General features: G+C 65.2%; 18 protein-coding genes and 1 tRNA gene. 5 read left to right on the plus strand and 14 right to left on the minus strand.

Annotated features, from left to right (window positions below):
• Positions 1 to 104: 104 nt before the first annotated feature.
• The 9 genes from pafA to AC1DBN_RS01455 all read right to left on the minus strand — a co-directional run bounded on the left by pafA (position 105) and on the right by AC1DBN_RS01455 (position 10,015).
• A complete protein-coding gene (gene pafA, locus AC1DBN_RS01415) occupies positions 105 to 1,469 on the minus strand; it encodes a Pup--protein ligase (protein ID WP_091720270.1) in 1,365 nt (454 codons plus the stop codon).
• Between the two features lie 8 nt (positions 1,470 to 1,477).
• Complete coding sequence (gene prcA, locus AC1DBN_RS01420) at positions 1,478 to 2,188, minus strand: proteasome subunit alpha (RefSeq protein WP_091720267.1); 711 nt, start codon at positions 2,186 to 2,188, stop codon at positions 1,478 to 1,480.
• A gap of 1 nt (position 2,189) precedes the next feature.
• Positions 2,190 to 3,011: a proteasome subunit beta gene (prcB, locus tag AC1DBN_RS01425; RefSeq protein WP_091720264.1), complete on the minus strand. Its 822-nt coding sequence runs from the start codon at positions 3,009 to 3,011 to the stop codon at positions 2,190 to 2,192.
• Positions 3,012 to 3,092: 81 nt separating this feature from the next.
• The gene (locus AC1DBN_RS01430; protein WP_015937113.1) at positions 3,093 to 3,296 is read right to left on the minus strand and encodes a ubiquitin-like protein Pup; all 204 of its coding nucleotides are present in this window, start codon (positions 3,294 to 3,296) and stop codon (positions 3,093 to 3,095) included.
• Between the two features lie 88 nt (positions 3,297 to 3,384).
• Complete coding sequence (gene dop, locus AC1DBN_RS01435) at positions 3,385 to 5,004, minus strand: depupylase/deamidase Dop (protein ID WP_314216467.1); 1,620 nt, start codon at positions 5,002 to 5,004, stop codon at positions 3,385 to 3,387.
• Positions 5,005 to 5,054: 50 nt separating this feature from the next.
• Positions 5,055 to 6,806 (minus strand): proteasome ATPase, encoded by a 1,752-nt coding sequence (gene arc, locus AC1DBN_RS01440; RefSeq protein WP_091720258.1) that lies wholly within the window; start codon positions 6,804 to 6,806, stop codon positions 5,055 to 5,057.
• Positions 6,807 to 6,888: 82 nt separating this feature from the next.
• Entirely contained in the window at positions 6,889 to 7,953 is a 1,065-nt protein-coding gene (locus AC1DBN_RS01445) for a tRNA (adenine-N1)-methyltransferase (protein WP_091720255.1), read from the minus strand.
• Positions 7,954 to 8,087: 134 nt separating this feature from the next.
• On the minus strand, positions 8,088 to 9,251 hold the full coding sequence (locus AC1DBN_RS01450) for a site-2 protease family protein (protein ID WP_091720252.1): 1,164 nt from the start codon (positions 9,249 to 9,251) through the stop codon (positions 8,088 to 8,090).
• 26 nt (positions 9,252 to 9,277) lie between these two features.
• Positions 9,278 to 10,015 (minus strand): HAD family hydrolase, encoded by a 738-nt coding sequence (locus AC1DBN_RS01455; protein WP_091720249.1) that lies wholly within the window; start codon positions 10,013 to 10,015, stop codon positions 9,278 to 9,280.
• A 151-nt stretch (positions 10,016 to 10,166) separates the two neighbouring features.
• Here AC1DBN_RS01455 and AC1DBN_RS01460 point away from each other — a divergent pair, with 151 nt between their 5' ends.
• Positions 10,167 to 11,072, plus strand: coding sequence for a PAC2 family protein (locus tag AC1DBN_RS01460; RefSeq protein WP_091720247.1), 906 nt, complete (start codon positions 10,167 to 10,169; stop codon positions 11,070 to 11,072).
• A gap of 75 nt (positions 11,073 to 11,147) precedes the next feature.
• Here AC1DBN_RS01460 and mshC read toward each other — a convergent pair whose 3' ends face one another.
• Both mshC and AC1DBN_RS01470 read right to left on the minus strand, forming a co-directional pair.
• Entirely contained in the window at positions 11,148 to 12,425 is a 1,278-nt protein-coding gene (gene mshC, locus AC1DBN_RS01465; protein ID WP_091720244.1) for a cysteine--1-D-myo-inosityl 2-amino-2-deoxy-alpha-D-glucopyranoside ligase, read from the minus strand.
• Positions 12,426 to 12,440: 15 nt separating this feature from the next.
• Positions 12,441 to 13,274 (minus strand): undecaprenyl-diphosphate phosphatase, encoded by an 834-nt coding sequence (locus AC1DBN_RS01470; protein ID WP_091720241.1) that lies wholly within the window; start codon positions 13,272 to 13,274, stop codon positions 12,441 to 12,443.
• Positions 13,275 to 13,326: 52 nt separating this feature from the next.
• On the opposite strand from AC1DBN_RS01470, the gene AC1DBN_RS01475 reads away from it, so the two are divergent.
• Entirely contained in the window at positions 13,327 to 14,262 is a 936-nt protein-coding gene (locus tag AC1DBN_RS01475; protein WP_091720239.1) for an aldo/keto reductase, read from the plus strand.
• A gap of 18 nt (positions 14,263 to 14,280) precedes the next feature.
• On the opposite strand, the gene AC1DBN_RS01480 is transcribed toward AC1DBN_RS01475, so the two are convergent.
• Complete coding sequence (locus AC1DBN_RS01480) at positions 14,281 to 14,544, minus strand: hypothetical protein (RefSeq protein ID WP_015937103.1); 264 nt, start codon at positions 14,542 to 14,544, stop codon at positions 14,281 to 14,283.
• Positions 14,545 to 14,583: 39 nt separating this feature from the next.
• On the opposite strand from AC1DBN_RS01480, the gene AC1DBN_RS01485 reads away from it, so the two are divergent.
• On the plus strand, positions 14,584 to 14,817 hold the full coding sequence (locus tag AC1DBN_RS01485) for a DUF5703 family protein (RefSeq protein WP_015937102.1): 234 nt from the start codon (positions 14,584 to 14,586) through the stop codon (positions 14,815 to 14,817).
• Positions 14,818 to 14,835: 18 nt separating this feature from the next.
• Here AC1DBN_RS01485 and AC1DBN_RS01490 read toward each other — a convergent pair whose 3' ends face one another.
• Both AC1DBN_RS01490 and AC1DBN_RS01495 read right to left on the minus strand, forming a co-directional pair.
• Positions 14,836 to 15,996 (minus strand): acyl-CoA dehydrogenase family protein, encoded by a 1,161-nt coding sequence (locus tag AC1DBN_RS01490; protein WP_477722466.1) that lies wholly within the window; start codon positions 15,994 to 15,996, stop codon positions 14,836 to 14,838.
• A gap of 11 nt (positions 15,997 to 16,007) precedes the next feature.
• Complete coding sequence (locus AC1DBN_RS01495) at positions 16,008 to 17,312, minus strand: M20/M25/M40 family metallo-hydrolase (protein WP_091720233.1); 1,305 nt, start codon at positions 17,310 to 17,312, stop codon at positions 16,008 to 16,010.
• A gap of 170 nt (positions 17,313 to 17,482) precedes the next feature.
• Between AC1DBN_RS01495 and AC1DBN_RS01500 the strand changes: the two genes are divergently transcribed.
• Together AC1DBN_RS01500 and uvrA are read left to right on the plus strand one after the other, a co-directional pair.
• Positions 17,483 to 17,565 (plus strand) — tRNA-Leu (locus AC1DBN_RS01500).
• Between the two features lie 158 nt (positions 17,566 to 17,723).
• Positions 17,724 to 20,255, plus strand: coding sequence for an excinuclease ABC subunit UvrA (gene uvrA, locus AC1DBN_RS01505; protein ID WP_091720231.1), 2,532 nt, complete (start codon positions 17,724 to 17,726; stop codon positions 20,253 to 20,255).
• The last annotated feature ends 1 nt before the right edge of the window (position 20,256 follow it).

Below are 20,256 nucleotides of genomic sequence, written 5' to 3' on the forward strand. Positions count from 1 at the left end.
CTTTCGTCGGGGCAGGGTGGACGCGATGTTCCGCATGGCAGCGGACAGCATCGCTGCGGGCACCTTAAAAGGGCCTTATCCAGAATAGCCCGTGAAGCTGGGTGTCAGCCCATAGAGTCCAGGAGGGCATCAACCCGGTCGTCAACACTCCTGAACGGGTCCTTGCACAGGATTGTCTGGTGGGCACGGTCGTTCAGCTTCAGGTGCACCCAGTCCACCGTGTAGTCACGTCCCAGCTCCTGCGCCCGGCGGACAAAGTCGCCACGGAGTTTGGCCCGGGTGGTCTGCGGCGGTGCGTCCACGGCGTCCTTGACTACGGTGTCGTCCACCAGGCGGCGGACGGCTCCACGGGACTGCAGCAGGTAGTACAGGCCCCGGCTCCGCGAGATGTCGTGGTAGGTCAGGTCCAGTTGGGCAATCCGCGGCGCATCCAGGCCCAGCCCGTGGCGTTCGCGGTAGCTGTCCATGAGCTTCTTCTTAATGGCCCAGTCAATTTCGGTGTCAATGCTGCGTGTGTCGCCGCTTTCGATGGCCTTGAGCGTGCGCTCCCACAAGTCCAGGATCAGCGGTACGTGGGGGTTGTGGGCACCATGTTCCCGCACGAACGCGGTGACTTTCGTCAGGTACTCCTGCTGGATTTCCAGTGCTGTCAGTTGGCGGCCGTTGGCCAGCCTGACCAGTGCGCGGCCGCTGAGGTCGTGGGAGATTTCGCGGATGCTGCGGATGGGGTTTTCCATCCGCATGTCCCGCATGATGACGCCGGCTTCGATCATCCGCAGGACCAGGTCGACGGTGCCAACCTTCATCAGGGCGGTGGTCTCCGACATGTTGGAATCGCCCACAATGACATGCAGCCGGCGGTAGAACTCAGCGTCCGCGTGCGGCTCGTCCCGGGTGTTGATGATGGGGCGCGACCGGGTGGTGGCGGAGGATACGCCTTCCCAGATGTGGTCCGCCCGCTGGGAAAAAGCGTAGGTTGCCCCGTGCGGTGTCTTCAGGATCTTCCCGGCCCCGGCGATGAGCTGGCGGGTGACCAGGAACGGGATCAGAATCTCGGCGAGCCGGGAGAACTCACCCCGCCTCGGAATCAGGTAGTTCTCGTGGCTGCCGTAGGAGTTGCCGGCGGAATCGGTGTTGTTCTTGAACAGGTAGACCGTGCCGTTGAAGCCCTCGGCGGCGAGGCGGGCCTGTGCTTCGTCCACGAGGTCGTCCAGGATGAGTTCGCCGGCGCGGTCATGCGCAATGAGCTGGGCAAGATCGTCGCACTCTGCCGTGGCGTACTCGGGGTGGGATCCGACGTCCAGGTAGAGCCGGGAACCGTTTGTGAGGAATACGTTGGACGAACGGCCCCAGCTGACAACCTTGCGGAACAGGTAGCGGGCTACCTCCTCCGGGGCAAGAGGCCTCGAATCGGGGCTTGAATACGAGATTCCGAATTCTGTTTCGATGCCGAAGATTCTCTTGTCCATCTCTCCTCCTACGCCAGCAATGCAGTGATGTCTGCGTCGTTGAGCCTGCGGAAGGCGCGGCGGGCGCCGCGGACTTCCTCTGAGTGCCGGTCAAGGACCGCCACTTCAATCGCGCGTGCCGGGACCGGCTTGGCCGTTTCTTCAGCCTCGGGTGCGGGAGCGAGGCCGTTGAGGGCGAGGCGGACGGCGTCCGGGAAGCCCAGTGACGCCCGCCAGCCCTGGTCAATGGCTGAGGCGACGCGGTCAGCCTGGCCACCCATCACCACGAAGCTGTGTTCGTCCGCGATTGAGCCGTCGAACGTCAGCCGGTACAAATGATCCTCAGCCTGCGTGGCACCAACCTCGGCCACTGCCAGTTCAACTTCGAACGGCTTCTGTTCGGCGGTAAACACGGCGCCAAGGCTTTGGGCGTACACGCTGGCAAGTCCGCGGGCGGTGACATCCTCGCGGTCGTACGAGTAGCCGCGAACGTCCGCATAGCGCACTCCGGCCTGGCGCAGGCTTTCGAACTCGTTATATTTGCCGACGGCGGCGAAGGCGATCTTGTCGTAGATCTCACCGATTTTGTGGAGTGAGGGAGAGGGGTTTTCGGCCACCAGGGCGATGCCGTCTTCGCAGCTGATCACCACCACTGACTTTCCGCGCGCGATGCCCTTCCGTGCGAAGTCCGCACGGTCCTTCATCAGCTGTTCGGGAGAGACATAGAACTGCTGCGTCATATCAGGCCTCCCGTCCGGCAACGGTGCGGGCCTCGATGACGCTCAGTGAGGCCGCGGCGAGTTGTTCCTCTGCCACGCGGCGGGTGCCGGTGCTGTCCACCGTGTACACCACAGGCCAGAGCCTGCGCACGGTATCCGGGCCTCCCGTGGCGGAGTCGTCATCTGCGGCGTCGAATAAAGCCTCGATGGCGACTGAGACGGCTTCCTCTGCGGAGAGGTTGGGGCGCCAAAGTTTCTTGAGGGCTCCACGGGCGAAGACCGACCCGGAACCCACCGTGTGGTGTTCGTGTTCTTCGTACCGGCCCCCGGTGACGTCGTACGAGAACAGCCTGCCGACACCGGCGCTGGTGTCGAAGCCGGCGAAAAGGGGTACTACAGCCAAACCCTGCAGGGCCAGGGGAAGGTTCCCGCGGATCATGGCTCCCAGCCTGTTCGCCTTACCTTCAAGGCTGAGGAGGGTTCCCTCGATTTTTTCGTAATGTTCCAGTTCCACCTGGAACAGCCGCGTCAGGTCAATGGCGATGCCCGCGGTGCCGGCGATGCCCAGGACGGAGTACCGGTCAGCCGGGAACACTTTCTCGATGTGCCTGCTGGCAATGACGTTGCCCATGGTGGCCCGCCGGTCCCCCGCCATCAGCACGCCGCCGCTGTAGCTCATGGCAACGATAGTGGTGGCATGGGGCACCTGGGGCGGGGCGGCAGCCGTAGCGCCGCCCTGCCCTGGGCGGTTGAACGGCAGAAGCTCCGGCCGGTCGCGCTGAAGGTGTTCGGTGAATGACGAGGTGGCGTTCGCGGCTACCTTGTTGGCGGTTGATTCCTGCACTCATGCACTCCTAAAACGTGGTGTTCAACGTCGGTACAGATTCCGGCCGTCCGCGGCTTCCGCCACCATCCGGGGTCCGGGTTACTGGCCGCCCTTTTGGACGAAAGCCCGGACGAATTCCTCGGCGTTCGATTCAAGGACGCCGTCGATTTCGTCGAGCAGGTCGTCCACGCCTTCGGTCGATGCCGAGGCCTGCGCCTCCGGGGGTGCGGGCGGTGCCTCGGGAATGTCTTCGTCGACCTGGCTGTCGCGTGATTGCGGCTGCTGCTGCTCCTGGCCTGCCATTGCTATCCCTTCCCTCTTGTTGCCGGCGGATCCGGCCGATCCACCAATATATGCCCATCCTGCCACGCCCCGGGGCGTCCCGTGCGGTTTATGCCGCAGGCGGAGCGGTGTTGTGTCCCAGCAGTTCACCGAGGAACGGACCGGCCTCGCGGTAGCGCTCAAACAGGGCCCCCGTCAGCGCCTTTGTACCGCGAAGGGGCTCGCGGGTGGGCACCCGCTGCAGCCGCCCGTAGCCCGGGACATCGAAGATGACGGAGTCCCAGCTGGCCCCCACTACATCCTTGCCGAAGCTGCTGATGCACTTGCCGCGGAAGAACGCCCGGGTGTCAGCGGGCGGTTGCCCCACCGCTGCCGAGATGGCGGCGTCCTCCACCACGCGCTGCATCCGGTTCCGTGCCAGCATCCGGTAGTAGAGGCCCTTCTCCGGACGGATATCGGCCCACTGGAGATCCACCAGTCCCAACCGGGCATCATCCCATTCCAGGCCATCACGCTGACGGTAGCCGTCCAGGAGCGAAAGCTTGGCGAGCCATTCCACCGAGGACGCCGCGGCGGCCCGGTTGCTGTCCAACTGCGTGAGGACTTCAGCCCAGCGCTCAAGGACCTCGTGGGTATGGCCGTCACCATCCACGGCGTCGCCCACGCCGGTTTCCTGGGCCAGCTTGGCGGCCGCTTCGTGGTACATCCACTGCAAATCGAGGGCGGTGACCCGGCGGCCGTCCGCCAGGCGCACGGTGGCAGTCAGGGACGTGTCGTGGCTGATTGCCTGCAGCGCCCGCACGGGCTCGTGGACTTCGACCTTCGGTGCCAGCCCGGCCTCAATGAGGCTCAGCACCATTGCCGTGGTTCCGAACTTGAGGTAGTTGGAGACCTGGCTGAGGTTGGCGTCGCCAATGATCACGTGGAGCCGCCGGTACTTGTCCGCCGTGGCGTGCGGTTCATCCCGGGTGTTGATGATCGGCCTGCGGATGGTTGTTTCCAGCCCCACCTCGGCCTCGAAGAAGTCCGCGCGCTGGCTGATCTGGTAACCCGCTGTCGAACTGTCCTGGCCAATGCCCAGGCGTCCGGCGCCGCACACAGCCTGGCGGCTCACGAAGAAGGGCGTCAGTCCCCGGACAATGTCGGCGAAGGGAACCGAGCGTGGCATGAGGTAGTTCTCGTGGGACCCGTAGGACACCGATTTGTTGTCCGTATTGTTCTTGTAAAGATTCACGGGCGGCAGGTCCGGGTCAGCGGCGAGCCGGCGGACCGCTGCCAGCGCCACAAGGTCCCCCGCAGCGTCCCATGCCACGGCGTCCCGGGGGTTCGTGACCTCGGGGCTGGAATACTCGGGGTGCGCATGGTCCACGTAGAGGCGTGCCCCGTTGCCGAGGACCATGTTCATCAGGAGGGATCCGGACTCGTCCTGGCCATCGAGGTCCAGGTCCTCCCGGCCGTAGGCCAACGCCACCGCTTCGGCGTCAAGAACGGGTGGCTGGTCAGTGAGCTGGCTGGGATGGGCAGATTCCCGGTCAACGGTCCACCCGCGGGCGTCATGCAGCGGTTCCTCGTCCGTATAGTCCCAGCGGGTTTCCGCTCCGCCCGCCGCGCGTTGCCGGGTGACCTGGGCGTAGGCCTGGACCACCCGGGCACTCATCATGGTGGCGTTGGCCGTGGGTGCAGTCGGAGCGTGGATCCCATATTCGGTTTCTGCGCCCATGACCCGCATGGCGCCGCCGGCGGGAAGGCCTCCCCCGCCCGCCGGGTCCGGTGCAGCCGTCACAGATACTGTCCGGTGGTGGGCGTGGTTTCGATGGACTTGCCGGGTTCCTGCCCGGCCTTGCCCTGGACAATCGTCCGGATGTAGGTGATCCGTTCGCCCTTCTTGCCGGAGATCCTTGCCCAGTCATCAGGGTTGGTGGTGTTGGGCATGTCTTCGTGCTCCCGGAACTCATCAACCACTGCACGCAGCAGGTGCTCGATCCGAAGCCCCTTCTGCTGGCTGGTGAGCAGGTCCTTGATGGCGTACTTCTTGGCACGGTCCACCACGTTCTGGACGACGGCGCCGGAGTTGAAGTCCTTGAAGTACAGCATCTCAGTGTCCCCGTTTGCGTAGGTCACTTCGAGGAACTCGTTGGACTTGTCGGTGGAGTACATGGCCTCCACGGTCCGCTGCACCATGGCGTCCACTGTGGCCTGCACGTCGCCGTTGTGCTCGGCAAGGTCAGACTCGTGGAACGGCAGGTCCGGTGTGATGTATTTGTTGAAGATGTCCGCAGCCGCTTCGGCATCGGGTCGGTGGATCTTGACTTTGACGTCCAGGCGGCCGGGCCGGAGGATGGCGGGATCGATCATGTCCTCGCGGTTCGAGGCCCCGATCACGATCACGTTGTCCAGCCGTTCCACGCCGTCGATCTCGCTGAGCAGCTGCGGGACGATGGTGGTCTCGACGTCGGATGAGATGCCTGTGCCCCTGGTCCGGAACAGCGAATCCATCTCGTCGAAAAAGACCACAACGGGGCTGCCGTCCGACGCCTTTTCACGGGCACGGGCGAAGATCAACCGGATGTGGCGCTCCGTTTCGCCCACGTACTTGTCGAGCAGCTCCGGGCCCTTGATGTTCAGGAAGTAGCTTTTCAGGTCCACGTTGCCGGAGCGCTCGGCGGCGCGGGCTGCCAGCGAGTTGGCCACCGCCTTGGCGATCAGGGTCTTGCCGCAGCCCGGGGGGCCGTAGAGGAGGATGCCCTTGGGGGCCTTCAGGCCGTGCTCACGGTAGAGGTCGGGGTGGAGGAACGGCAGCTCCACGGCGTCACGGATTTGTTCGATCTGCGGGCCAAGGCCGCCGATGTCCTCGTAAGTGATGTCCGGAACTTCTTCGAGGACGAGGTTCTCCACCTCTGAGCGGGGCACCTTCTCCAGTGCGTACCCTGTCCGTGAATCGATGGACAGGGCATCGCCCACGCGGAGCTTCTGTGCCAACAGGGCACCCGAGAGCCGGACCACGCGTTCTTCGTCGGCCCGGCCCACCACGAGTGCCCTGTCCGCCCCGAGCATTTCCTTGAGCGTGGCGAGCTCGCCGGCACGTTCGTAGCCCAGGCCCGCCACTATCAGCAGGGCCTCATTCAGCAGGACCTCCTGCCCCACGGCAAGCTGGTTGATGTTCACCAGGGGGCTGAGGCCGACGCGCATCTTCCGGCCTGCGTTGAAGATGTCCGCTGACTCCTCCGTGGCCGCCTGCCCGCTGCTGCCCGGGGCCGGTTGCCGCCGCGGGTTCAGCTGCAGGATGGTGCCGAAGCTGTAAGGTGGCTGCCCCTCCTGGTCCAGCGCGTTCTTAAGGCGGAGGATCTCCGCCTTCGCTGTTTCAAGCATGCTGACCAGCTTGGTGTTGTTCTGCGTTGCCGCAGCCAACTGGCGGTCGATGTGCCTGAGTTTGTCCCGGAGGATGTTGACCTGGCGGTCGGCAACCGAGAGGTCATTGGCGGCAAATTGCTCTGCCGGTGTACGTCCGGAGTCCTGGTTCGGTGTCTCCATGATGCATCAGCCCCTTCCTGCTCTTCTCTTAAGACATTAGTCCCAAGAGGGCAGCTAGGGATGGAGACTCCCGAAATGTGGACTAGTTCGTGACCTCGGGGGTGTCCTTGATGTTGGTCCCGGCAATCGCATCGCGGGCGGCGCGGCGAAGTTTCTTGTCCGACACGGCCCGCTCCCCCACGGCACCGGGGGTCCAGGCGTTGACGTCTTCTTCGTTGAACTCGGTTTTCGAGGGCCGGCGCTTGACGGAGATGCCGGTGACGCCGTCGGCGAGCCGCCGGGTGACCAGCAGGAACCCGGTATGGGCCACCATGCGGTGGTCCGGGCGTACGGCGAGGCCTTCGAGGTGCCAGCCACGGACCATTGATTCCCAGGCGTCCGGTTCGGTGAACCGGCCGTCCGCGCGGATGGCTTCAGCGGTGCGGGACAACTGGGTGACGGTGGCGACGTAGTTGATCCAGACGCCGCCGGGGGCCAGCACGGTGGCAACGGCGTCGAGGCATTCCCAGGGTGCCAGCATGTCCAGGACCACGCGGTCCACGGAGCCGGGGGCTTCGCTGCGGACCACCTCTTCCTGGAAGTCGCCCAGGGAGATCTGCCAGGCCGGGTGCGGGCCGCCGAAGATTGTTTCCACGTTGCCGCGGGCGATGTCCGCGAACTCTTCCCGGCGTTCGAAGGAGTGCAGGTAGCCCTGGTCCCCTACGGCGCGGAGCAGGGAGATGGACAGGGCGCCGGAGCCGACGCCTGCTTCAACGACGCGGGCGCCGGGGAAGATGTCTGCCATGGTGACGATCTGCCCGGCGTCCTTGGGGTAGACGACGGCGGCGCCGCGCGGCATCGACAGGACGAAGTCCGAGAGCAGCGGGCGGAGCGTCTGGTACTGCTGGCCAACGTTGTTCACCACAACGGAGCCGTCCATTTTGCCGATGATCTCGTCGTGGTTCAGGAAGCCCCTGTGGGTGTGGAAGGCCCCGCCGCGTTCAAGGGTGACGGTGTTCATCCGGCCCCGCTCGTCGGTCAGCTGGACGCGTTCGCCTTCACGGAAGGGTCCGCGGCGCCGTGCGGCTCCGACCGGCTGTGAACCGCTGGCTGCGCCACCGGCCCCGGCTGCTGCTGTGGCGTCGTTGACGGCAGTTTCGCTGCTCATGATGTTCCTCACTCCTGTAAACCTGTGGTGCCTGCGCATGGCTGCCTGGTGATTGCGTCGGCGGCATGGCACACCGGCAGGTAACTCTACCGGTTCCGGCCCCTTCGCTGCTCGCGGGAGGGCTGCCCGGGCTCCTAGGCCTGGCGGGTGCGGCGGTTCTTCCCCGTAATGGCGGCGAGGACGGCGTCCTGCGTCAGCAGTCCGGTCACCGCCCCGTTGTGGTCAACCACGGCGTAGTGCTTGCCCTCAACCTGGGCGAGGAACTGGATGAGTTCCTGCCCCTTCGACCATTCCGGGACGTAGGCGCCGGGGGCCAGCGCAAAGGCGACGGCGGTGACGGGAGTGGATCCTGCCGCTGCTTCGGGAACAGAGGCCAGGGCGGCCGGATCAACAACGCCCTGCGGCCGGCCGTCGGGGCCGCAGACAACCACCGACTTGTGGGCCGCCGCGCCGAAGCCCAGGAGGTCCCGGACAGAAGCCGTGGCGGGCACAGCCATGGCCGGCGTGGAAAGTCCCGCGGCAGTTACCAGCGGCAGGCGCGCCCGGAGGGTGCCTTGCTGGATTGACGCCGAGGCTCCCATCCACAGGAAGCTGCACACCAGGACCGTGATTATCACCATCATGAAGTCCGGATCGCTCCCGGCTAACATGGGCCGGAAAATGAACCAGGCCACCAGCGCCACGACGATGATGCGGCCCGCCCAGCCTGCGGCCACCGTGCCCTTCGCCTGGCTGCCGGTCGCTTTCCATACGGCTGACTCGACCAGGCGGCCGCCATCGAGCGGGAGACCGGGGAGGACGTTGAAAGCGCCGATGAGGAAATTAGCCCACATGAAGATGTTGTTGAGGATTCCAACCGCACTGTCCGGCGGCGGGTACGGAAGAAGTAGCCAGCCAGCTCCTGCAAGGACGAAGTTGACCCCCGGTCCGGCCAGGGCAACTATTACGGAACGTCCAGGGGAAGCAGTAAAGCTCTCGAACTGCGTATGTCCGCCCCACAGGTTGAGCACGATCTTCTGTGTCGGCCAGCCGTAGACTCTGGCGCTGAGCGCGTGGGCCAGTTCGTGCACCAGGACCGAAATGAGCAGAAGGACCGAATAGCCGAAAGCGACAATGAAGGCACCGGTCCCAAGATGTGGGTAATTCCGTTGCAGCACCGGCCCGTACACAATGACTGTGAACGCGGCGATGATGAACCACGAGTATGCAAGGACCACCGGCACACCGGCGATCCGGCCCAGGGGAATCCCTTCACGGCGGCCCGGTGCCGCAGCTTCCGGGGTTGCCGGTTCCCGCATGCCGGGTCCTCCGGGCGCCGGCGCCGTCACGGTGTGGTCCCGACGGCGGTTGCCGGCCCGGCAGCAGGGTTTGCCTTGTCCGCGGCGGCGAGGAGTTCCTCGAGGTCTGTGCGGGAACGTCCGGCCAGCGTGTCCCACAGCGTGTAGTGGGAGTGCTCGGGCAACGGGACGATGTGCGGAATGGCCACTGTGGTGACCCCTGACGCAACGGCCGCGGCCACGCCGGGCGCCGAGTCCTCCAGCGCCACGCAGTGTCCAAGGTGCAGGTGCGGGTCCGTCTCCTGAAGCCGTTCGACGGCGGTCAGGTACGCCTCCGGGTGTGGCTTGCCGCGGCTGACGGAATCGCCGGTGACGAGGAACTCGAAATAGGGGCGGGGAAGGCTGTCCACCACCTGGCGGGCCAGCGGACCTTCGGACATGGTCACCAGGGCACACCGGACACCGGCGAGGTGGAGGTCTTCGAGGAGTTCGCGGGCCCCGGGGCGCCACGGCACCTCTTGACGCACGCTGCTGACTACCTCGGCGGTGAGGTGGTCGATGATGTCCCGGATGCTGAGGGCAACGCCGGCCTTCTGCAGGAGTCCGGCGGAGAAGGTCAGGGACTGCCCCACCAGTTGCATGGCCTGTTCGTGGGACCAGGTGCCGCCGTGGGCTTCAACCAGCGCGTGTTCGGCGGCAATCCAGTATGGCTCCGTGTCCACGATGGTTCCGTCCATGTCCCAGAGGACGGCTTTGAGCGGTGATTCGGGGCCTGGAAGTTGCATGTCCCAAGTCTACGGGGACATGCTGGGCGGTCCCTGAGGGCTACGCCCTTGGCGAATACGCGGCTGGTAAGGCCTGTTGTGGCTGGTGGTTGCCGATGTTGCGGCGCTTCATTCCCTGCACGCCCGCACTCCTTGGACGTAGGGTGATGGAATGAATAGCTTCGAGGGAGACACCGCCGATACGGGTGCCGGACCCGAGCGGGAACGGTTCCTGCAGCCAGTTGCCGGGGGGCAGCGAGTCACGGTGATGCTGGCCGCCTTTGAAGGCTGGAACGACGCCGGGGAGGCCGCAAGCGACTCGCTGCGGTACCTCAACAAGCTGTGGGGCGGCAAAAAGGTTGCGTCCATCGACGCCGACGAATATTACGACTTCCAGTTCACCCGGCCCACGGTGCGCAGGAACTCGGCAGGGGAACGGAAGATCAAATGGCCTTCCACCCGTATCTATAAAGCCAGTGCGCCCAATTCCAACGTGGACGTCATCTTTGTCCAGGGCACCGAGCCGTCCTACAAGTGGCGGGCCTACACGGCTGAGCTGCTGGTGCACGCCGAAGCCCTGAACGTGGACTACGTGGTGCTGGTGGGGGCGTTGCTGGCCGACGTGCCACACAGCAGGCCCATACCGGTGAGCACGTCGTCGGATGACGCACCGCTGCGGGAGCGCATGAACCTGGAAGCGTCGCAGTATGAAGGGCCTGTCGGCATCGTCGGCGTCCTGTCGGAAGTGGCACTGCTGGCCGGGCTTCCCACGGTGTCGCTGTGGGCCGCCGTCCCGCACTATGTGGCGCAGGCGCCATCCCCCAAAGCCCAGCTGGCACTCCTGCACCGCATCGAGGAACTGCTCCAGGTGCCGCTGGACACCCACGAACTGGCCGAGGAAGCGGACGCCTGGGAGCGCGGCGTGGACGAACTGGCCACCGAGGACCCGGAGATCGCGGCGTACGTCCGCCAGCTGGAAGAGGCCAAGGACACGGCCGACCTTCCGGAGGCCACCGGCGAATCCATCGCCAGGGAATTCGAGCGTTACCTTAAACGGCGGGGCCAGGACAGACCCTGACCACTGACGAAAGGGGCCCTGCCGGAAATACATTCCGGCAGGGCCCCTTTTCCGTTAATAACGGTGCGTAGAAGCCTAGAGCTGAACCCCGAGGAGGGCGTTGACGGCGTCCCTCACCAAAGCCTGGTCTGAGGCGCTGGCCGGAGCGCCGCCGTCGTTCGCCTGCCGTGCCCAGCGCGACACCGCCGCGACGGCCGCGGGGGCGTCCAGGTCGGCCGCCAAGGCTGCCCGCATCTCTTCCACCAAGGGGGCCGCGGACCCCTGCGGGGCGTGATCCAGTGCGTGGCGCCAGGAGGCCAGGTCTGCCTTGGCTGCGGCGAATCCCTCGTCCGTCCAGGACCAGTCCGACCGGTAATGGTGGGCCAGGATCGCCAGGCGGATGGCAGCGGGTTCCTCCCCTGCTGCACGAAGTTTGGAGACGAGGACCAGGTTGCCCTTGGACTTGCTCATCTTTTCGCCATCCAGGCCCACCATGCCGGCGTGCGCGTAGTGCTTGGCCAGGGGTACCCCGGCCAGCGAATAAGCGTGACCGGCACCCATCTCATGGTGGGGAAAGATCAGGTCCGAGCCGCCGCCCTGGACGGTGAAAGGTGCGGGCAGGTACTTCTGCGCAATCACGGTGCACTCGATGTGCCACCCGGGGCGGCCGTCGCCGAGGCTGGCGCCCGGCCAGCTGGGTTCGCCGTCCCGCGCCACCCGCCAAAGCAAGGGATCCAGCGCCTGTCGCTTGCCGGACCGGCCGGGGTCCCCGCCACGTTCGGCAAAGAGTTCCAGCATTTCGCTTTCGGACAGTCCCGAGATGGAACCAAGGCTCCACGCATCGGGGGCGACGGACTGCTTTCCGGCCGCTTCGACGTCGTAATAGACGTCTCCGTCAGGCTCGCCGTTGGTTCCCGGAACTGTGTAAGCGAGGCCCTGGCTGACCAGCCGTTCCACCTCCGGCACGATGAGGCTGATGGATTCCACCGCTCCCACGTAGTGGTCAGGTGAGAGGACGTTCAGTGCTTCCATGTCGGTCTGGAACAGATCGATTTGGCTCTGCGCGAGTTCACGCCAGTCCACGTTGGTGGCCGTTGCGCGTTCCAGGAGCGGATCATCGACGTCCGTAACATTCTGGACATAGTCCACGTCCTTGCCGGCGTCCCGCCAGGCGCGGTTCAGCAGGTCGAAGGCGACATAGCTGGCCGCATGGCCCATATGGGTGGCGTCATACGGGGTGATGCCGCAGACGTACATCGAAGGCCGGTCCCCGGACTCCAGTACCACCTCGTGGCCTGCTGCGGTGTCGAACAAGCGGATGGCAGGCATGGTGCCGGGCAGGGTTGGAACGGGGCGGGAAGTCCAGGATTTCACAGACCAAGCCTAGTGCTAGGCGCTGATGACGCCGAAACCGAGCAGCAGGTACAGGGCCAGGCCCAGGAAGATCCGGTACCAGACGAACAGCCGGTAACTGCGCGTGGAGACGAACTTCAGGAACCAGCCAATGATGACGTAGCCCACCACGAGAGCGATGACGGTGGCCAACGCCGTCTCGGGCAATCCGTAGGGGCCCGTGATGCCGTCCTTGGATACCACCTTGTAGAGCTGGTACAGGCCGCTGCCAAAGACAGCGGGGATGGCCAGGAGGAAGGAGTACCGGGCGGCCGCTTCGCGGGTGTAGCCCATGAGGAGGCCGGCGGTAATGGTGCCGCCGGAGCGGGAAACACCGGGAATGAGGGCCATCGCCTGGGCAAATCCGTAGAGGATGCCGTGCTTGTAGGTCAGCTGGGTGAGGTCCCTCTCCTGCTTTCCCACGGCGTCGGCCACGGCGAGGATCAGGCCGAAGACGATCAGCATGGTGGCCACGATCCACATGCTGCGCAGCACCGATTCGATCTGGTCCTGGAACAGCAGCCCGAGGACGATGATGGGAAGGCTGCCAAGGATGACCAGCCATCCCATCCGGGCATCCGGGTCCTGCCGGGACACCCTTCCGGCCAACGAACCCGCCCACGCCTTAACGATGCGGACAATGTCCCGCCAGAAATAGACAACGACGGCCGTTTCAGTGCCCAGCTGGGTGATGGCCGTGAATGCTGCCCCGGGGTCTTCCGCGTTGGGCAGGAACTGCCCCACGATCCGCAGGTGCGCGCTTGATGAAATCGGTAGAAATTCGGTCAGTCCCTGCACAAGGCCCAGCAGGGCCGCCTCAAACCAGTTCACGCTAAGACCCTACGGCATGGGCATGCGTGCATCTGCCCGTAAGCTTGCTGCTATGCAGCAGCGTTACGTCGGCAACAGTGGATTGCGGGTTTCAGCCTTATCGCTCGGCACCATGACGTGGGGCGGGGAAACCGACGAACAGGACGCCTCGGAGTTGCTGCGGACCTTCCTGAATTCCGGCGGCCGGCACGTGGACACGGCGGCATCGTATGCCGAGGGCCGGTCCGAGGCGATGCTGGGCTCCCTGCTGGGCGACGTCGTCTCCCGCACCGGGCTGACCATTTCCACGAAGGCGGGAATGACGACGCCGGACGGTCGGCGCGGGATCGACACGTCCAGGAATGCGATGCTCACCGGCCTTGACGCAAGCCTCGCGAGGTTGGGCACCGACTACGTGGACATCTGGTTCGCCGAGGCCTGGGACGGCAACGTTCCGCTGGAGGAGACCCTCTCCGCCCTGGAGTTTGCTGTCCGCAGCGGCCGCGCCCGGTATGCCGGCATCTCGAATTACACCGGATGGCAGGCGGCGAAGGCAGCGGTCCTGGCCGGCTTCCCCCTCGTGGCGGCGCAGGCCGAATACTCCTTTCTGCACCGCGGTCCCGAGGCAGAACTCATACCGGCCGTGGAGGACGCAGGCATGGGCCTGATGGCCTGCGCACCCCTTGGCCGGGGCGTACTCACAGGGAAATACCGGGGCAGCATTCCGTCTGGTTCACGCGGCGCGTCCGCAACAGGGTCCGCGTCCGTCGAGCAGTACCTGGCGGAAAGGCCGTCGCGCACAGTGGAGGCAGTATGCACGGCAGCGAAGGGCCTGGGCCGGACGCCGCAGGACGTGGCGCTGGGCTGGCTGCTGGCGCAACACGGAGTTGCCACCGCGGTGGTGGGTCCCCGGACGCCCGTCCAGCTCAAGGAAATCCTCGAAGCCCAACTGTCTCCGTTACCGCCCGAGATTGCGCGGGCACTGGAAGACGTGTCCGCCGCGTCATAACCTGGGCCGGCCCCCGGGCTACTCCTCGACGATCTCCAGATCCTCGTCGTCCACGTCGCTGTCTTCGTCTTCGTCGTCCTCGTCGTCGAAGACCTGAAGCGGGGTCACTTCGTTGTAGGCCTCGTAGAGGGCGTCTTCATAAACTTCGAAGGCATCTGCCACGGCAAAAAAGGCTGCCTCCACGGAGGGATCACCATCTCCGCGCCGGTTCGATGCTGCTATAAGGTGTTCTTCCAAAGCGGTGGTCAGGGACGAAAGCGCGACACGCGGATCGATGCTCATGACTTCACGTTAGCGGGAAAAGGACGAAAATGGAGAGCAATGAAGGAACAATTTCTCACCAGCTCGGTCCAGCGGGAACGGGACTATTTGAGGCAGTACGAATACCTCGTGCTGACCGTAAGTCCGAACGAGTCCCTGCCTGAGGCGCGCCGCCGCCTGGTGGAACACTCCGAATACGGCAAGTGGGAACTGGAGCGCAGCAAGCTGTACATGGGCGGTGGCCGGCGCTTCTGGCTCCGCCGCCGGGTCATGCAGGTCCAGAGGACCGTCTAGGACACTGCTCCGGACGGGTTAGCCGTCCAGCGGACCCAACCAGGCGTTGGCCACGGTGTTGTGGGCGGATTCGTCGTCGGACGGATGGAACATCCCGGCCAGCACATCGCGGTAGAGCCGCTCCAGCTCGGACCCGCGGAAGTAGCTGGACCCGCCGCTGACCCTGATGGCCAGGTCCACGACGCGCCGGGCGGTTTCCGTGGCGTTCACCTTCAGCCCCACCAGCTTCGGGAACCACTGCGCTCCGTGCTCGGCCAGCGCATCAACATCCGCCGTGACGGATGCCAGCTGCGGATACAGGTTGTCCATCGCCATGGCGGCGTCCGCCACCTTCCAGCGGATGTCCGGATCCTGCGCGTAGCTGCGGCCGCCGTTCTTCAATGACGTGCGGCGTTTGGCGTTTTCCACGCCCAGGGTCAGCGCCCGCTCCCCCAAGCCGGTGTAGACGGCTGCCAGCAACGTCTCGAAGCAGGCGAAGATGGCGAAGATGAGCGGGTCGGCGTTGGGGCCAACAGGCAGCTTCCGGAAGATCCGCTCCGCCGGGACTTCCACACCGTCCAGGACGGTGGTGGCGGACTGGCTGGCCCGCATGCCCAGCGTGTCCCAATCGTCAAGGATGCGGTACCCCTCCGCCTGGCGGGTGATGAAGCCGTGGACCAGCTCCCCCGCGCCGTCCCTTGCCGCTGCGTCCTTGCCGAAGATCCCCAGCCGTGTCCAGGAGGGCGAAAGGCTGGTGAAAATCTTGGTGCCGGTGAACGAGTAACCCCCGCCGGGCAACGGAGCCGCCACGGTCCGGGAATCGAACAGCACCGAGTCATTGCCCGCCTCGGAGTTTCCAAACGCGAAGACCTCGCCCTGGGCTGCCTCGTCCAGGACGATATCCAGGGAGTTGTCGCCGCGGGCTTTCAGGACGTGCGCGACGCCGGTCCACACCAGGTGCATATTTATGGCAAGGGCGGTGGCCGGCGCTGCCGTTGCCAGCCTGCGCTGGCACTGCGCCGCCGCAGCGAGGCCAAGGCCCAGGCCGCCGTCGTCCGCAGGCACGAAGAGCTTGAGGTACCCGGCCTCCGCGAGGTCCCGCAGGTCCTCGTGGAAGAAACCGTTGTTCCTGTCATAGTCCGCGGCCCGCCCGCGGATCTTCTCCAGGAGCGGTTCCGGCAGCACGTCCTCGGGGGTCATGGGATTTCCTGTCAGTAATTGGTGAGAAGGGTGTTCAGGACGCGGGCACCGAACTTCAGCGAATCGGCGGGAACGCGTTCGTCGACGCCGTGGAACATGCCGGTGAAATCGAGGTCGTCCGGAAGCATCAGGGGCGCAAAGCCGTAGCCGGTGATGCCGAGCCGGCTGAGGGACTTGTTGTCGGTGCCGCCGGAAAGCGTGTAGGGCAGGACCTTCGCTCCCGGATCCTCCGAGTGGAGTGCATCGATCATGGAGTCCACGAGGTTGCCCGCGAACGGGACTTCCAGGGACACGTCGTTGTGGACGTAGCTGACGTCCACGCCGTTGCCCGCAAGTTCGCGGACGATTTCCAGGACCTGCTGCTCCTGGCCCGGGAGGGTCCGGCAGTCAATGAGGGCCTCGGCGGACTCCGGGATGACGTTGTGCTTGTAGCCGCCCTTGAGGAGCGTGGGGTTGGTGGTGTTCTGGAGGGTCGCCCCCACGAAGCGCGCCACAGTGCCCAACTGGTCCAGGAGCAGGTCCGGATTCTCGGCGTCGAACTCGACGCCGGTGAGTTCGGTGACCCCGTCGAGGAACTGGCGCGTGGTTGGCGTCAGCTCGATGGGCCACTTGTATTCGCCGATCCGGGTTACCGCGGCGGCCAGGCGGGTCACTGCGTTGTCCGTGTTGATCTGCGAACCGTGCCCTGCCCTGCCGTGGGCAACGAGCCGGAGCCAGGAGATTCCCTTTTCGGCAGTCTGCAGGAGGTAGGTCCGCTGGCCACCGATGGTTGCCGAGAACCCGCCCACTTCGGAGATGGCCTCCGTGGCGCCGTCGAAAAGTTCCGGGCGGTTCTCCACGGCGTACCGTGCGCCCAGTGCGCCGCCGGCCTCCTCGTCCGCAAAGAAGGCGAAGATAATGTCCCGCTTGGGCTTGGTGCCTGTGCGGGCAAAACTGCGCAGGACCGAAAGGATCATGGCGTCCATGTCCTTCATGTCGACGGCGCCGCGGCCCCAGATCAACCCGTCCTTCAGTTCGGCGCCAAATGGGTCCACGGACCACTGGTCGCGCAGGGCGGGCACCACGTCGAGGTGGCCGTGGACCACGAGGGCGCTGGCCGACGGGTCTTCGCCGGCCATCCGCGTGACCACGTTGGCCCGGCCCGGCTCGGATTCGAAAAGTTCGGCATCCAGCCCGACTTCTTCAATGAGCCCTGCAACGTACTCAGCCGCCGCCCGTTCGCCGGGGCCTGAGCCGTCCCCGTAGTTGGACGTGTCAATGCGGATGAGTTCCTGGCAGATCCGGACAACTTCATCCTCGGGCAGGACGTCAGGCATGGGGGCTCCTCGCTGGGTTAATCGGCTGGTTTGCACACGCGAAAGCGTTGCCCTCAGCCTACCCAGTTGGCCCGATTCGTTGTTCCCGGAAAGTCATGTTAGAGTTTTTCTCGCTGCTTCGGAGAGGCGCGAAACGTTGAAAGACGGACACGCTTCCCGGATTACCACCTGCGCGGGTGGCGGAATGGCAGACGCGCTAGCTTGAGGTGCTAGTCCTCGAAAGGGGGTGGGGGTTCAAGTCCCCCTCCGCGCACAAGGGAAAGCCCCGGAAAATCAGTGATTTTCCGGGGCTTTTTTGTGCCCCGGTTTTGGCGCAACCTTGTCACGCTGCAGTTTCGGCTATGAGTTCGGTCACTTCGCTTCCTGCTGGCAAATCGTCCAGCACCCGGCTTCGCTACTAGAGTCAAGACAATGCCGAACGCACAGCACACTGACGATTCCCAGCTGACCACCCCCGCGCACCAGTCGGACGGCTTTGTCCGGGTCCGCGGTGCCCGGGAAAACAACCTCCGCAACGTCAGCGTGGACGTTCCGCGGGACGCCATCGTTGCGTTCACCGGCGTCTCGGGCTCCGGTAAGTCGTCTTTGGCCTTCGGCACAATTTACGCCGAGGCCCAACGCCGCTACTTCGAATCCGTGGCCCCCTACGCCAGGCGCCTTATCCAACAGGGCCACAATCCGAAGGTAGAGCTGATCAGCGGGCTGCCGCCCGCCGTCGCGCTTCAACAGCGCCGCGGCACAGCGAGCAGCCGCTCCACGGTAGGAACTGTCACTACCCTTTCCAACTCGGTGCGCATGCTCTTTTCCCGGGCCGGCACCTACCCTGAAGGCAGCAGCCAGCTCGATTCGGACTCCTTCTCCCCCAACACGGCCGCAGGCGCCTGCAGGGAATGCCATGGCCTCGGAGTTGCCCACACGGTTTCTGAACAGTCGCTGGTCCCGGATCCGTCCCTCACCATCCGGGACGGGGCCATTGCCGCCTGGCCCGGCGCGTGGCAGGGAAAGAACCTGCGGGACATCCTGACCCACCTTGGTTACGACATCGACGTCCCGTGGCGCAAACTGCCCAAGAAGCACCGCGATTGGATTCTCTTTACGGAAGAACAACCGGTGGTGGAGGTAACGCCGCAGCGTGACCGGGTTGCCAAGCCCTACAAAGGCCGGTTCTGGAGCGCACGGAGCTACGTGCTTCATACTCTGGCCGACTCGCAAAGCGCATCCATGCGGGACCGGGTCCTGGCATTCATGGAGTCAGGTCCCTGCCGGCGCTGTTCGGGCACCGGGCTGATTCCCGAGGCCCTGGCCGTCACCTTCGCCGGCAGGACCATTGCGGAGTTCAACGCACTCCCGCTGGCAGACCTGGCGGACATCGTCCGTCCGACCAGTGAACTGGCCCAGGCCGGCACAGCCTCGCGCACCCAGCGTTCCGGTGAGTCAAACGAAGTGGCTGTCACCATCACACGGGACCTGCTTCAGCGGATCAACGTACTCCTGGACCTTGGGCTGGGATACCTGGCTTTGGGCCGGGGAACCCCCACCCTCTCGCCGGGCGAGATGCAGCGGCTGCGGATCGCCACCCAGTTGCGCTCAGGACTGTTCGGAGTGATCTATGTCCTCGATGAGCCGTCAGCAGGACTCCATCCCGCAGACGCGGAGCCGTTGCTGGAAGTTTTGGAGCAACTGAAGTCCTCCGGCAACTCCGTCTTCGTGGTGGAGCACAACATGGACGTTGTCCGCAGGGCAGACTGGCTGGTGGACGTTGGCCCGCGCGCCGGAGAAGGTGGCGGTGAAGTGCTGTACAGCGGCCCGGTGGAAGGACTGGCCGGGGTTGAAGCATCCGTGACCCGCCCGTTCCTCTTCGATGCGCCACAGCCATCCGTCCCGTCTTCTCGGTCCCGGAGCGATGAACCGCGTGAACCGGCCGGGTGGGTGGAGCTGGAAGGTGTCAGGCAGCACAACCTGCAAGGGCTGGACGCCCGTTTTCCCCTCGGAGTCCTGACGGCCGTGACCGGGGTATCAGGCTCCGGCAAATCCACCCTCGTTGGCCGCGTTCTCGGCGACGTGGTGGCTGCCTCACTCAGTACTGACAGGACAGCAGGGGAACAGGACGGGCCGGCGGAGCCGCTTCACATACGTGCGGTCAAAGGGAGCAACACCATCGACCGGCTGGTCACAGTTGACCAGAAACCGATCGGCCGGACGCCCCGTTCCAACCTGGCAACCTACACGGGCCTCTTCGATGCTGTCCGCAAAGTATTCGCGGGTACTGAAGCCGCCCAAGCCAAGGGGTTCGGCGCCGGCAGGTTTTCGTTCAACGTCGCGGGAGGCCGTTGTGAGACGTGCCAGGGCGAGGGGTTTGTGGCAGTGGAGCTCCTGTTCCTTCCGGGGAGCTACGGACCCTGCCCCGAGTGCGAAGGATCCCGCTATAACCCCGCCACGCTGGAGGTGGAATACCTCGGCAGGAATGTGGCTGACGTCCTGGGCATGACAGTGGACCTCGCAGCAGAGTTCCTGGCAGGGGTCCCCGCAGCGGCCCGCAGCCTCAAATGCCTGCAGGATGTGGGGCTGGGCTACCTTCGCTTGGGACAGCCGGCCACGGAACTTTCCGGCGGCGAGGCCCAGCGCATCAAACTGGCCACCGAGCTCCAGCGCGCCCAGCGCGGGCACACCCTGTACCTGCTGGACGAACCCACCACGGGCCTCCACCCGGCGGACGTCCAGCTCCTGATGGCCCAGTTGCACGGCCTCGTGGACGCGGGGAACACAGTGGTAGTGGTCGAACATGAGATGTCGGTAGTTGCCGCCGCGGATTGGGTCATCGATCTGGGGCCGTCCGGAGGGGACCAGGGCGGGCGGATCATGGCAACCGGCTCGCCGGAAGACGTGGCGCAGGCCTCAGGTAGCCGCACCGCGCCGTATCTGGCGGCAGCCCTCGGCCGTTGAC

The sequence above is a fragment of the Pseudarthrobacter sp. 10T415 genome (genome assembly GCF_056394175.1).

Excerpts from the sequence above, each read along its gene's own strand:
- AC1DBN_RS01455 (WP_091720249.1), bottom strand. The coding sequence starts at position 10,015 with ATGCAACTTCCAGGCCCCGAATCACCGCTCAAAGCCGTCCTCTGGGAC.
- AC1DBN_RS01460 (WP_091720247.1), top strand. The coding sequence starts at position 10,167 with ATGAATAGCTTCGAGGGAGACACCGCCGATACGGGTGCCGGACCCGAG.
- AC1DBN_RS01450 (WP_091720252.1), bottom strand. The coding sequence starts at position 9,251 with ATGCGGGAACCGGCAACCCCGGAAGCTGCGGCACCGGGCCGCCGTGAA.
- AC1DBN_RS01485 (WP_015937102.1), top strand. The coding sequence starts at position 14,584 with ATGAAGGAACAATTTCTCACCAGCTCGGTCCAGCGGGAACGGGACTAT.
- dop (WP_314216467.1), bottom strand. The coding sequence starts at position 5,004 with ATGCGGGTCATGGGCGCAGAAACCGAATATGGGATCCACGCTCCGACT.
- AC1DBN_RS01490 (WP_477722466.1), bottom strand. The coding sequence starts at position 15,996 with ATGACCCCCGAGGACGTGCTGCCGGAACCGCTCCTGGAGAAGATCCGC.
- AC1DBN_RS01430 (WP_015937113.1), bottom strand. The coding sequence starts at position 3,296 with ATGGCAGGCCAGGAGCAGCAGCAGCCGCAATCACGCGACAGCCAGGTC.
- AC1DBN_RS01475 (WP_091720239.1), top strand. The coding sequence starts at position 13,327 with ATGCAGCAGCGTTACGTCGGCAACAGTGGATTGCGGGTTTCAGCCTTA.
- prcA (WP_091720267.1), bottom strand. The coding sequence starts at position 2,188 with ATGACGCAGCAGTTCTATGTCTCTCCCGAACAGCTGATGAAGGACCGT.
- AC1DBN_RS01445 (WP_091720255.1), bottom strand. The coding sequence starts at position 7,953 with ATGAGCAGCGAAACTGCCGTCAACGACGCCACAGCAGCAGCCGGGGCC.
- AC1DBN_RS01480 (WP_015937103.1), bottom strand. The coding sequence starts at position 14,544 with ATGAGCATCGATCCGCGTGTCGCGCTTTCGTCCCTGACCACCGCTTTG.
- pafA (WP_091720270.1), bottom strand. The coding sequence starts at position 1,469 with ATGGACAAGAGAATCTTCGGCATCGAAACAGAATTCGGAATCTCGTAT.
- arc (WP_091720258.1), bottom strand. The coding sequence starts at position 6,806 with ATGGAGACACCGAACCAGGACTCCGGACGTACACCGGCAGAGCAATTT.
- AC1DBN_RS01495 (WP_091720233.1), bottom strand. The coding sequence starts at position 17,312 with ATGCCTGACGTCCTGCCCGAGGATGAAGTTGTCCGGATCTGCCAGGAA.
- uvrA (WP_091720231.1), top strand. The coding sequence starts at position 17,724 with ATGCCGAACGCACAGCACACTGACGATTCCCAGCTGACCACCCCCGCG.